The 13043-nt window shown below is 42.2% G+C and carries 13 protein-coding genes; 6 read left to right on the forward strand and 7 right to left on the reverse strand.

All coding sequences use genetic code 11. From position 1 onward, the window contains the following. Positions 1–8: 8 nt before the first annotated feature. The 3 genes from NST31_RS03210 (at position 9) to NST31_RS03220 (ending at position 1837) form a co-directional block, all read left to right on the forward strand. Positions 9–1334 (forward strand): YheC/YheD family protein, encoded by a 1326-nt coding sequence (locus tag NST31_RS03210; protein ID WP_339163844.1) that lies wholly within the window; start codon positions 9–11, stop codon positions 1332–1334. A 14-nt stretch (positions 1335–1348) separates the two neighbouring features. Further along, positions 1349–1564 (forward strand): YheE family protein, encoded by a 216-nt coding sequence (locus tag NST31_RS03215; RefSeq protein ID WP_077112260.1) that lies wholly within the window; start codon positions 1349–1351, stop codon positions 1562–1564. Positions 1565–1639: 75 nt separating this feature from the next. Next, positions 1640–1837: a hypothetical protein gene (locus tag NST31_RS03220; protein WP_205179250.1), complete on the forward strand. Its 198-nt coding sequence runs from the start codon at positions 1640–1642 to the stop codon at positions 1835–1837. Between the two features lie 25 nt (positions 1838–1862). Here the strand turns inward: NST31_RS03220 and NST31_RS03225 are convergent, their stop codons facing one another. Next, positions 1863–2108 (reverse strand): hypothetical protein, encoded by a 246-nt coding sequence (locus NST31_RS03225; protein WP_339163847.1) that lies wholly within the window; start codon positions 2106–2108, stop codon positions 1863–1865. 215 nt (positions 2109–2323) lie between these two features. Between NST31_RS03225 and NST31_RS03230 the strand changes: the two genes are divergently transcribed. Beyond that, the gene (locus NST31_RS03230) at positions 2324–2530 is read left to right on the forward strand and encodes an alpha/beta-type small acid-soluble spore protein (RefSeq protein WP_077112254.1); all 207 of its coding nucleotides are present in this window, start codon (positions 2324–2326) and stop codon (positions 2528–2530) included. 63 nt (positions 2531–2593) lie between these two features. Here the strand turns inward: NST31_RS03230 and fumC are convergent, their stop codons facing one another. The 3 genes from fumC to NST31_RS03245 all read right to left on the reverse strand — a co-directional run bounded on the left by fumC (position 2594) and on the right by NST31_RS03245 (position 6810). Next, positions 2594–3979, reverse strand: coding sequence for a class II fumarate hydratase (gene fumC / locus NST31_RS03235; RefSeq protein WP_077112252.1), 1386 nt, complete (start codon positions 3977–3979; stop codon positions 2594–2596). 99 nt (positions 3980–4078) lie between these two features. Next, positions 4079–6160, reverse strand: a complete 2082-nt coding sequence (locus NST31_RS03240) for a penicillin-binding protein 1A (protein ID WP_339163850.1) — start codon at positions 6158–6160, stop codon at positions 4079–4081. A 449-nt stretch (positions 6161–6609) separates the two neighbouring features. Then, on the reverse strand, positions 6610–6810 hold the full coding sequence (locus tag NST31_RS03245; RefSeq protein WP_077112250.1) for a hypothetical protein: 201 nt from the start codon (positions 6808–6810) through the stop codon (positions 6610–6612). A 357-nt stretch (positions 6811–7167) separates the two neighbouring features. Here NST31_RS03245 and NST31_RS03250 point away from each other — a divergent pair, with 357 nt between their 5' ends. Beyond that, positions 7168–8307, forward strand: a complete 1140-nt coding sequence (locus NST31_RS03250; protein ID WP_077112248.1) for an ATP-binding protein — start codon at positions 7168–7170, stop codon at positions 8305–8307. 106 nt (positions 8308–8413) lie between these two features. Here the strand turns inward: NST31_RS03250 and NST31_RS03255 are convergent, their stop codons facing one another. Then, on the reverse strand, positions 8414–8536 hold the full coding sequence (locus NST31_RS03255) for a YjcZ family sporulation protein (RefSeq protein WP_077112246.1): 123 nt from the start codon (positions 8534–8536) through the stop codon (positions 8414–8416). Between the two features lie 169 nt (positions 8537–8705). Between NST31_RS03255 and NST31_RS03260 the strand changes: the two genes are divergently transcribed. Next, positions 8706–10799: a DNA topoisomerase III gene (locus NST31_RS03260; protein ID WP_339163854.1), complete on the forward strand. Its 2094-nt coding sequence runs from the start codon at positions 8706–8708 to the stop codon at positions 10797–10799. Between the two features lie 94 nt (positions 10800–10893). On the opposite strand, the gene ribE is transcribed toward NST31_RS03260, so the two are convergent. Both ribE and NST31_RS03270 read right to left on the reverse strand, forming a co-directional pair. Then, a complete protein-coding gene (gene ribE / locus NST31_RS03265; protein WP_077112243.1) occupies positions 10894–11364 on the reverse strand; it encodes a 6,7-dimethyl-8-ribityllumazine synthase in 471 nt (156 codons plus the stop codon). Positions 11365–11382: 18 nt separating this feature from the next. Next, positions 11383–12576 (reverse strand): bifunctional 3,4-dihydroxy-2-butanone-4-phosphate synthase/GTP cyclohydrolase II, encoded by a 1194-nt coding sequence (locus tag NST31_RS03270; protein WP_339163856.1) that lies wholly within the window; start codon positions 12574–12576, stop codon positions 11383–11385. Positions 12577–13043: the final 467 nt, after the last annotated feature.

Consider the following 13043-nt stretch of genomic DNA (forward strand, 5'->3'; position numbering starts at 1 on the left):
CTTCAGCAATGAAAAGACATTTTAAAATTGAGTTTTTTGAAGAGCCAAAGCTGGAATTGCATTACCCGAAGGATTTCACTTTTAAACAAAAACATCAATATGCGGCATTTGGTTCGGCTTTGGAAGAGGCGGTATTTCTAACACATCCGGATGGAAAGAACGTGGTCAGGATCAGTACAGGGTTGCGCGCTGCCCTTGAACTTCCGGATTTTATTTCCTCCATCAGTCTTTTTGAAAATGGGGAAATCTTATTTTTGGGACCGCTCATCGGTATTTACACGTCAGGCTTCACTCCGAAACAGCTTACACCAATTGGACCAAGATCCGACCTCATTGCAAGTTCAATGTCTGTTCATAGAGCGTTAGGAGCTGTCCCGTTTTTATTCGGGAAAGAGCATATTGACTGGGAAAACGGTTGTATCCACGGGTTTTTCCATACGGAGGAGGGTTGGAAAAAAAGTACGGTCCCTTTTCCAAGCATCGTAATGGATCGTCTGCCAAAAAGGTCCAGCGAAAATCGTCATAAATCAGTGTTATTAAAACAAAAGTTTGAAAATGATTATTTGATCTCCTGGTATCATCCCGGCTTTTTCAGCCAACTTGAACTGTATGAAAAACTTTACAATGATTCGCGGGCAGAGCAGTACTTGCCGGAAACGCATCCGTTCATCTCTTTTTCATCCGTGGGGCGCATGCTCGATGACTATGGCCATGTCTTTTTAAAAGGTGATGACGGCCATGCAGCCTGCCAGCTTCTTTATCACCCGAAAGAACGGTTATATTACTGCCGCTTATTCGACCAAACGAACAAACTCCTGAAATTCAAATCTCTTGAAGGCTTTTCAAGAAGGGTATACGGGAGAAAGCAATTGGAAAAATTCCTCATTCAACAAGGTATCCGGCTCATTCGAAAAGAAAACAAAGCAGTTGATTTTCATGTTGTTGTAAATCACAATAATACATGGGAAGCGGATACAATCAAAGTAAAATACGCCTATGAACAAAACGGAACAAACGAACTTTCTTTTGAAGACGTATTTCAAGACGAAGAGGAAAGGAATAAAAATCTGGAAAAGCTTAAAAAGGCTGCCAGTGAAATTGCCAGTGCGATCGAGGATAATATCGGAGGAATACTTACAGGAATGAAATTGGAGCTGGGGATAGACCGTGATGGGCGCATCTGGCTGCTTAAAGCGGAGGAAAACTGCGATCCAGCCCTTTTTCCCCATCCGGAATTGGGCCAAACAGATTATTTGACGAAACGGCTGGCTGGCGCCTTTTTGCTTCGATCTAACAAAACACTGGAAAATGAACTGGTATTATCGAAACAATAGAAGGAGCGATTCAGATGCTGCAACATTTTCAATACAGTCCGTTGTATCGGAATGAAAACATTCCCGGCTGGAATTTTTCTTTTTATTTTAACGGACAAAAATATGAAGGCATATACAAGCAAAACGGAGGCATTGATTGGCTTACCCAAGCTCCCGATGCCAAAAGTGTGCAAAATATCGAGAAGTATATACACGATTTAATGCTTTATCATGTTTATGACCAACGCTAGCAAAAAACTGACATTCTTTTCTATGAATGATTTATCACATAGACTGCCGAAACTGTAAAAAAGGAGGTTTATGTGATGGATCAAAAAAACGGCCAATTTTTACCCGATACAAAATATGAAGGAAAAAATCAATCTTTTCTTGATATCGACCGCATGGTGAATGAGGGACTTGCGGGTGGAACAGTGTTTATGAGAAAAGATTATGTAAACATCGAACAGAGTACAGATTTTCCTCCCGAAGAATCGCCGGAAAACAATGAGAGTATGCCATAAAGGGCGCGGATATCCGTGCCCTTTTTTATGGATGATGAACCGTCAATTCTCGTTCGTTACCACAATAAGGGCAGATCAATAAGTGTACGCATTCCGGCTTCTCTGCATTATCCGGAATGCCATCCACGAGTTTATTCCAATCAATCTCCATATAAGGAGAATAATCGTCGTAGTAATCGTACATTTTTCCTTTATCCTTCATTTCCCCCTTACATATGGAGCATTGATAAGACTCATCGCTCATTCCGTTACATAGTGGACAAACTGACATTTGGAAGCCACCTTTTTGATTACTTTTTGTGGCCGCGCTGAAATCATACATGTTTGATGCCAGGGAAAATTTCCCTTTTATCTACATGTATATTTTTTTCTTATGAAAACAAAATAGAAATACATTGGGTTGAGCTTAGTAGCTAACATGCATGTTTGTCGGTGCAATTCCGACTGACCCAACCAATTTATATCATACAATAAGGAGATGACAACATGGCTAACAATAACAGCTCCAACCAAATTTTAGTACAAGGAGCCGAGCAAGCGATTGATCAAATGAAGTATGAAATCGCTCAAGAGTTTGGCGTGAATCTTGGCGCGGACACTACCTCCCGTGCAAACGGATCTGTTGGTGGTGAAATCACCAAGCGTCTGGTTGCAATGGCGCAGCAGCAACTTGGTGGATTTTCCGGCCGATAACATGATAATAGGATGGATAAAAACCCCCTGGGAATGACCCGGGGGGTTTCAATTTTTTGTCCATTATTTCGGAAGGTTGACCATTTTGCTTGGATCAATCCATTCGTCATATTGCTGTTCTGTTACATAACCTGTTTTAATGGCCGCTTCTTTCAACGTTGTTCCTTCTTTAAAAGCCAACTTCGCGATTTCAGCAGCTTTTTCGTAACCGATGTACGGGTTGAGGGCTGTCACGAGCATTAGAGAACGGTTTACATTCTCATTAATGACCTCGATATTAGGCTCCAATCCACGTACACATTTTTCATCAAACGAAACCATGGCATCTGCCAGTAAATGAACGGATTGAAGGAAGTTGTAAATAATGACCGGTTTATAAACGTTCAATTCAAAGTTGCCCTGGCTCGCCGCAAATCCGATCGCGGCATCATTTCCAAACACTTGCACAGCCACCATTGTGAGGGCTTCACTTTGTGTCGGGTTTACCTTTCCAGGCATGATGGAGCTGCCAGGTTCATTCGCCGGAATGGCAATTTCTCCGATGCCGCTCCGTGGACCGCTTGCCAGCCAGCGTACGTCATTGGCGACTTTCGTCAAATCGGCGGCAAGTCCTTTTAGCGCACCGTGAACAAAAACAATTTCATCATGGCTTGTCAAGGCATGAAATTTATTGTCGGAAGATACGAATTCATATCCTGTTTGTTTGCTGATCTGGTTCGCGACTTTGTCTCCAAATTCGGGCTCCGCATTAATTCCCGTTCCGACAGCAGTTCCGCCAATCGCCAAGTTAAGCAAGTGTTCCGCGCTTTCTCGAATCATTTTTTCACTTTTCTCTAACATGGCGCGCCAACCGCTGATTTCCTGTCCCAATGTAAGCGGCGTAGCGTCCTGTAAATGTGTACGGCCAATTTTGATAATGTCCATATACGCTTCTTCCTTTTCAAGAAGCGTCTGCTTTAATTGTTCCAATGCCGGAAGCAGTTCTTGATAAATGGCATGATAGGCCGCGATGTGCATGGCCGTTGGAAAAGTGTCGTTCGAGCTTTGTGACATGTTAATATCATCGTTTGGATGAACTTTCTCATCCGAACCCTCGCTCAACCACTCGTTGGAACGGCGCGCAAGCACTTCGTTAACGTTCATGTTAGATTGGGTGCCGCTCCCTGTCTGCCACACAACAAGTGGAAAATGCTCGTCAAACTTTCCTTCCAATACCTCATCACAAGCTTTGAGGATAGCTTCTTTTTTTGTATCGGACAACTTGCCGAGCTCATTGTTCGCAATGGCAGCAGCTTTCTTCAATTGGACAAATGCCTTAATGACTTCCAGCGGCATTTTTTCATGGCCAATTTTAAAGTTCTCCTTGCTTCTCTGTGTTTGTGCTCCCCAATACTTGTCCGCAGGAACTTTCATTTCACCAATTGTATCCCGCTCAATCCGGAATTCCATCTTGTACATGCCTCCTCGTGTTCTTTAACAACATGTATTCTCTCATAAAACGCCAAAAATTTCATCTTCCGTGTTTAAGAAAAACTGGACTTGAAACGTTTATTGTTCTTTCAGCCGCCGGTACGTATCCTTTAGTTTTTCTTCAAGTTTTTCCAGATGACCTTTTCCTTTTTCCAGCTGCTCCTTCCATTTTTTGGCTTCTTCCTTCATTTTTTCGTCAAACTGATCAAGCTTTTCCTTTACGGATTGTTCCTCTTTTCGTTTTTCTTCTTCTAACCGCTCATTAACAGAAGGTATATCAAATTCTTCTTGTTCCACATGGGGAAGCGCATTTGCCATCATTTCCCGGAAAATAGGAACAACAGTTTGGCTGCTCGATCCCTTTAGGTAATGGTTTCTGTCAGTAATATCATATCCGAGCCAAACAGCTCCAACTAGATTAGGGCTGTACCCCACGAACCACTGGTCTTTTGTGCCGTTTCTAATTTCTGGATATGGCAGCTGGGTTGATCCGGTTTTTCCGGCAATCGAGTAGCCTTCTACTTTTGCATTTCTGCCCGTTCCAGTTTCTACAACATTCTGTAAAATGGCCGTCATTTGTTTAGCCGTCTTTCGGCTTGTCACACGGGTTGATTTTGGTTTGAATTCAGCTTCAACATTGCCGGTGGGACCGACAATTTTTGTAATGATGTGGCTTTCCATCCTTTTTCCGTCATTGGCAAATACAGAATATGCTTCAGCCATTTGGCGCGGTGAATATCCCGTAGTCGTTCCCCCCAACGCGAGACTTAAGTTTTTATCCTCTTCTTTGATCGTCAAGCCAAACTTTCGGGCTGCTTCTACCCCTTTTTCCAAGCCAATTTCATTTAAAAGCCAAACCGCCGGAACATTTAATGATTGCTCAACGGCTGTATAGAGGGGAACTTCACCTGCATATTGGCCGTTAAAGTTTTTCGGTGTGTATCCGTTAAATGACATACCCTCTTCATCTTTCAACATTGATTCGGCCGTATACCCTTCTTCAAGCGCCGGTGTATATACGGCCAGCGGCTTCATGACAGATCCAGGCTGCGCCTTTAGTTGAGTAGCACGATTATAAGCCCTGAACGTATGCTTGCCGCGCCCCCCGACAAGCGCCCGGATACCGCCTGAATTCGGGTCAAGAAGGATGGACCCGCTCTGAGCCAATGTTCCATCGGAACTCGACGGGAAGATGGCATGATTGGCATACACCTTTTCCAAGCTGGCTTGGAGGTTTTGATCCATTTGCGTATAGATTTTATATCCCCTCGTCAAAATCTCGTCTTGGGTCAATCCATATTTGTTGATCGCTTCATTGAGAACAGCATCCACATAATATGGATACTTTCCTTTCAATGGATCTCCTCCCTTATCATCCAACACAATCTTTTCTTTACGGGCTTTTTGATAATCTGACTTAGAAATCATTTCAAATTCGAGCATTTGTTTTAATACTAGATTTCTTCGTTCTATCGCCCCATCAAAGTTTTTATAGGGATCAAGGGCGGTTGGTCTGTTTACAATGCCAGCCAGCATGGCCGCTTCACTTAAGGTGATGTCATCCACATCTTTTCCAAAATATTTTTTCGATGCGTTTTGCACACCCCAGGCACCGCTGCCAAAATACACTTGATTCAAATACATTTCCAATATTTCATCTTTCGTATATTTCTTTTCGATTTCAATCGCCAGAAATACTTCTTCCAATTTTCTTTTATAGGTTCTTTCAGGTGACAAAAGAGCGTTTTTCGTCAACTGCTGTGTTAACGTACTTCCTCCCGCCCGGATTCGGCCGGACAATAAATTTTGGAAAAAGGCGCGCATAATTCCCCGGACATCAAACCCTCTATGATCATAGAAGCGGTGGTCCTCAATAGCGACTATCGCGTCTTTCAAATGATCGGGCACTTTACCGATTGATACGCCTTCTGTCCGATTGGCGGATATTTTGCTGGCCTCATCGCTATCTTTGTCATAGATCACGGTAGCTTGAGCCAACCCTTGCTTTAAAGACTCGACATTCGCCGTGTTGGCCAAATACGCAAAATAAGATAATCCTATCAATATGAATAATGATACGAGCAATAATATAATTTGGTTTAAATGGGCTTTTTTCCATAGTTTTTTAACTGCAGCCCATAGTTTGTGAAAAAGTTGCATTCTTTTATCCCTTCTTTCTTCCACACCCATGCTACAGTAACCCATCTTCTAATATAAAGTTTTTTTATTTGAAAAGCCATTCCTTTTTTGTTGGCTAATCAGCAATATTTAGGAAAATACAACAAGTAAAAGAGGCGTACCCAATTTATTCCATTAGATACGCTCAAGGCGCAAGTCTATATGGACAAAACTCATTGCAAGCCGGTCTTTTCAACCACCAGAGCATTGTCGGCTTTGGATATGTTTTTCGGAAACTACTCCAAGCTCGCAGCAATTTCCGCTATCGCACTTTTCAATTTCTGTCGCTTCGCCGGTCATCGCCAGGCAAGCAACCTTGTTACTTCACATGCACACCAATCTTCCTGTTTAATGAAGCTGGGGTGAATTACACATCGTCGGTATAAAAGCGGTTTGATTTTATATTATGTAACAATAAAAAAACAATCGGATCACCGATTGTCTACAGAATTTATAAGTTGGTCAACTTGAAGGTTTTGTTTCTTCAACCTTTCAATTTCTTCATCCATTGACTTCATATACATATACACAATTTGCCTTGTCTTATCACTAGCTCCGATGATATCCAAATGCTTCATACATTTTCGAATGGCTGGATGCTGCCGTCTGTTAGGTTCATGTTCATTTTTCATGACCGGTTTCACCCCGCGTGACAAGATTGTGCCTTGTCCAATTTTATACTGTGGCTGATCCGAGCATTCGACACCATCATGATTTTACTTGCATAAAAATTAAGCAAATTGGCTGGGAAACGTTGATACCATTATTATAAATGACTTGGGAAAATTAATATATAGGCATATATCCCTGCTTTATAAAATGATACAATGGACATGGAATCCTGTTCTTTATAAAGAAAAAACTTGCAACATTTTGTATGAAGAATGAATATTTTGCCGAATAACGAATAATAGTCTTATAAAGTATTATTTTTTTGATAGAGCTTTTTATTTTCTAGTTGTTATAATAGTAGAGAGGTGAGTGAGGCTATGGATCAGCTAAAGGATGATGTGATATCTTATCTCCAAGAGAAAAAGACGACAATCCTCGAAAGATGGGATAAAAAAGCAATGCATCCGCCCGATCAGACCGGATCAGGACAATTAAGCACAAATAGCGTAGGGCGATTTATTTTAAAGGTAGCTTTGCATGGTCTGTCACTATCCAAAGCTGAACTGGAAAATTATTTGCAAGCCAACGCTTATAAATTGGCCAAGATTAAAATTAAGGATAATTTAGGGATTGAAACACTCGTATATAATGTCAATATGGCAAGAAACATGCTCGTGGATGAGCTATACAATTATCCTGCCCATCTAAAAAAGTTGGAACATATCTTTTCACAATTATTAAATATCATTGATCGATTCACATTTCATTTGATTTCCCACTACTGTGCCATAAAAAATCAAATGAATGAAGAGAAAAATCGCCATATTAATTCAAGTCACGAAGATCGCCTGACGTTACTCGGCCAGATGACATCCAGTTTTGTTCATGAATTCAGGAATCCGCTTACAACTGTTCAAGGATTCGTTCAACTATTGCGTGCCGAATACCCGGATCTCCCGTATATGGACATTATTTCGGCGGAGTTGGACCAACTAAAGTTCAGAATTACACAATTTCTTATGCTTTCCAAAAAGCAAGTGGTTGATCAAGAAAAGGTGGTCTTTTCCTTAAACGATTTAATGGATCAAATTTCTGCATTTGTTTATCCCAGGCTGCTCGAACTAAATGTTTCCTTAAAGCAAGAACTGGAACAAAATCTATTTGTAAAAGGGGTTCAAGAAGAAATTCGCCAAGTCATCATCAATATTATTTTCAATGCCATTGAGGTGATGGCGGCAGAGAGCTCCGAAGCAGTGATCCATATAAAAGGGTACAGAAAAGACGGGAAAATTGTTCTGGAAACATCCAATACAGGGCCTAAAATACCGGATCACCTGATTAAAAGCATTTTTGAGCCGTTTGTGACGACTAAGAAAACAGGAACTGGCCTTGGGCTTTATGTATCCAAAGAAATTATCGAAAAACATAACGGAAAATTATTTTGCCGGTCAAACGATGATTGGACTACTTTTACTATTATTCTCAATGCATATGATAAACAAGAAGGGTTTGACTAAACTTGGCAAAAGTGCAGACTGCCCCATACCTGCTGGGAAGTGAGGCAGTCTTTTTCCGGCAAATTATTTTATGAAGACAGTGCGGTAAACCGTCTCCACTTATATTTTAGTAACCCCAAGCAGCGCCGACAATAATCAACAAGATAAATAATACGACGATCAACGCGAAGCCTCCGCCGTAGCCAAAGCCATAGCCTCCAAAGCCATAACCGCATCCCCAGAAGCCCATGATCTTCACCTCCTGATTCGGGAATAAGGGAAAACCCCCTACACCATAAGCTATTCAAAAGCTTAGCTTTTGGATTGGGCGCTTCATTTATATACCATCAACTATTTTATCTTTCGTCTATTGATCGTTATACTAAGATATGAACCTTAAGTTCGAAGGGAGCACCATAATGAAATCACTCATACTAGCGGAAAAGCCCAGCGTAGCACGCGATTTGGCGCGTATTCTGGGCTGTAAAACAAAACAAAAGCATTATATAGAAGGAGAAAAGTTTGTCATTACTTGGGCACTAGGACATTTAGTGGAATTGAAGATGCCTGAAGACTATGATACAAAATATAAAACTTGGCGCATGGAAGACTTGCCCATTATCCCAGAGAAAATGGGCTTAAAAGTCATCAGACAAACAACAGCCCAGTTTAAAGGCATTGAGAGGCTCGCGAAAAGAAAAGACATGAAAGAACTGATTATCGCCACGGATGCCGGACGCGAAGGTGAACTTGTCGCCCGCTGGATTATCGAAAGAATCCGGTGGAATAAACCAATTAAAAGATTATGGATATCGTCCTATACAGACCGGGCGGTCAAAGAAGGCTTTCGCCGGTTGAAGCCCGCAAAACAATATGATTCACTATACAAATCAGCGGTTTGTCGTGCCGAAGCCGATTGGCTCATCGGCTTAAACGCAACCCGGGCCTTGACGACAAAATATGAAGATCCGTTATCCGCCGGTCGGGTACAAACACCAACATTGGCCATGATCTTAAACCGCGAAAAAGAAATTCAATCTTTTATTCCCAAACCATATTGGACCATTCACGCCCATATCGGGACCTTAACAGCAATATGGGAAACAAATGGCAACAAAAACATTTTTTCAGAACAACAGGCCAAACAAATTTTCGAGAAAATAAAAGGCAAGCAGGCTCTCGTGAAAACGATCGAACGAAAAGAAAAAACAGAGCCGCAGCCCCTTCCCTATGATTTGACAGAATTGCAAAGGGATGCCAACAGACGGTATGGATTTTCCGCCAAAAAAACGTCCAACGTCTTGCAAAGCCTTTATGAGCAGCATAAACTCGTAACGTATCCACGAACTGATTCTCGTTATCTAACGACGGATTTGGCCGGTACTATGTCCGAAAGGCTCTCCGCTCTTTCATCCGTTTATAAAGAAGAAGTGCGTCATGCAAGGAAACATAGTGGGAGCGTATTGGCAAAACGGGTTTTTAATAACGAAAAAGTAACCGACCATCACGCTATCATACCGACAGAAGAAAGACCTTCCATGAATGATCTTTCTGTGGATGAGAAAAAGTTGTACGGATTAATTGCCACAAGATTTTTGACTCTTTTTTATCCAATCTGCCGATTCGAATCGGTGCGGGCAGTATTTGATATTGAAGGGGAATTCTTTACAGTCCAAGAAACCATTGCGGTTGATCCCGGCTTTAAAGTGATTTTGCAAGGCAATGATCCTACGGAAGCTTCCAACAGTTTGGCAGTCCTGAAACCTGGTAAGAAAATCTCTGTACGCGACGCCATGTTGAAGGAAAATATGACAGAAGCACCTCCCCGGTTTAACGAATCGGACTTACTTGCCCGAATGGAGAAATACGGTTTGGGGACACCGGCAACAAGAGCCGACATTATCGAAAAGCTCTTAAGTTCCGAAGTCATTGACCGCCAAAATAACCGGTTGTATCCAACTCCTAAGGGCAAACAGTTGATTGATTTGGTGAATGACGAATTGAAATCACCCGAATTGACGTCTGAGTGGGAGGCCGAGCTTGAGGCCATTGCACGCGGAAAAGGCAATCCAGGCGAATTTTTACAAAAAATAAGAAACCAAACGAAACGAATCGTAACAGAAATAAAACAAAGCGAAAAAAAATATAAAGCACATAACTTGACAGGGACAAAATGTCCGGAATGCGGCTCTCTTATGAAAGAAGTGAAAAGAAAAGACGGCCGGATGCTCGTTTGCTCGGACATGTCGTGCGGCTTTCGAAAACGGAAAGACCCAAAACTGTCAAATCGCCGCTGTCCGCAATGCCGCAAAAAAATGGAAATCCACCAGGGGAAGGCGGGTGCCTATTTTCAATGCCGCCGCTGTAATATTGTAGAAAAGCTGGAAAAACAGAAAAAAGCCGTGTCAAAAAGAGAGGAGCGGCAGCTTTTAAAAAAATATTCAAATGACGAATCGTTTGGGAACAGTTTGGCGGATGCGTTAAAGTCAGCCATGGAAGAGAAAGATGAATGAGATCACTGTCAAGCTCCTGTCCGTAATTTTGGAGCTGACAAATCTTCTCATCTAAAAAAAGGCGGTGCCGCGCGGCACTGCCTTTTTTCAAATTCTACATGTCCATCGAGCTGTAGAGATTGGCCATTTCAATAGCGCTGACAGCCGCTTCCCATCCTTTGTTTCCCGCTTTTGTCCCGGCACGCTCTATAGCCTGTTCAATCGTGTCAGTCGTCAATACCCCAAAAATAACAGGTGTACCAGATTCCATTGCGGCGTTAGCAACTCCTTTTGCCGCTTCTGCACTTACATAATCAAAATGGGGTGTCGCCCCGCGAATTACTGTGCCAAGCGTAATAATAGCATCATAATCATTTGTCTTGGCCATTTTTTTGGCCGTTAAGGGAATTTCAAATGCACCGGGGACCCAAGCAATGGAAACATCGCCTTCGGAAACCCCGTGCCGTTTGAGCGCGTCCAATGCACCGGAAAGAAGTTTTCCCGTAATAAATTCGTTGAACCTGCCTGTCACAATGCCTATCTTCAAACCTGTCCCAACAAGATTTCCTTCAAAAACTTTACTCATTTAAGCCTCTCCCTTTTCTTAGAATAGCAACATATGACCCAATTTCTCAGCTTTTGTTTTTAAATATCTTTCGTTCTCTCTTTTCGTTGGCACCTGTATCGGTATTCTCTCAACAATGTCCAAACCCAATCCTCGCAAGCTCGATATCTTTCTTGGATTATTCGTTAATAACCGCACCTGCTTGACGCCAAGATCCTTTAAAATATGCGCTCCTATGGAAAAGTCACGCATGTCGGCGGGGAAACCGAGCTTTTCATTCGCCTGCACCGTATCATATCCTTCATCCTGCAATTGGTAGGCTTTTAATTTATTGACAAGCCCGATCCCTCTTCCTTCTTGGCGCAAATAAAGCAGTACACCGTTTTCCTCTTCAGAAATTCGTTCTAGGGCAGCCTCTAGTTGAGGGCCGCAGTCGCAGCGGCATGAACCGAACACATCCCCTGTTAAACATTCAGAATGCAAGCGGACAATAATAGGCGAATCGGAAGAAACATCCCCTTTTACAAGTGCCACATGTTCTTTCCCGTCCGTTTTATCTACATAACCGATCATCTTAAAATCTCCGTACTTCGTAGGGAGTTTCGTCTCCGCTTCCCGGCTCATCTGCGATTCTGAAAAAAGCCTGTACATGATTAAATCTTTTATTGTAATCATGACCAAGCCAAATTGGCCGGCCAACTTTTCAAGATCTGTAAGACGTGCCATCGTTCCATCGTCATTCATAATTTCACAAATAACGCCCGCCGGCTTTGCACCACATAATACAGCAAGATCCACCGCAGCTTCCGTATGTCCCGGCCGCTTTAATACTCCCCCGTCCACAGCTACGAGGGGAAATACGTGGCCCGGTCTGTTAAAATCAGCAGGTTTTGCGCCGTCTTCAAGCATTTTTAATATCGTTGTAGAGCGCTCAAATGCGCTGATACCTGTATGGGTGGAAATATGATCTATGCTGACAGTAAAGGCCGTTCCGAGCGGATCTGTATGTTCAAGCACCATTTTCGGCAAATTCAAATCGACCGCCAACTCTTTTGTAATCGGTGTACAGATAAGACCTCGCCCCTGTTTCGCCATAAAATTAATCACTTCCGGGGTCGCTTTTTCGGCGAGAGCAACAAAATCCCCTTCATTTTCCCGATCCTCATCATCAACAACGATAATCATTTTTCCTTTTTTCAATTCTTCCAATGCAGTTTCAATATCAGCAAACATATTTTCACCTCCATACTTTCTCCATTCAGAACTGATCAAATAAAGTGAAACTTCATTCAGTAGGGCTCCTACTGAATGTTAGTTGAACCAATCGGGCATTTAGGTGCCGTTTGCTCCCACTTAGACCTTTTGTATTCACTCAAGATTTTGAAAGGGGAGTCTTACGGCACCTTACATGCACACATGCTACAAATCGGAATACTAGCAACTTTTTTAAAATCCTTGCGACCTTTTTGGAATACTAGCTACTTGACTTCTTTTACTTTCGACTTTTACGAAATAGTAGCGGCTTGACTCTAATTACTAGCAACTTTCTGAAATAGTAGCGGCTTGACTCATTTACTTTCAACTTTTACGAAATAGTAACGGCTTGGCTCTAATTACCAGCAACTTTCTGAAATAGTAGCGGCTTGACTTACATAACTAGTCACTTGTCCAGATTACTAGCGACTTTCCCCTTGAAATAC

This window comes from Siminovitchia sp. FSL W7-1587, from assembly GCF_037963795.1.
GTDB classification, from domain to species: domain Bacteria; phylum Bacillota; class Bacilli; order Bacillales; family Bacillaceae_C; genus Siminovitchia; species Siminovitchia thermophila.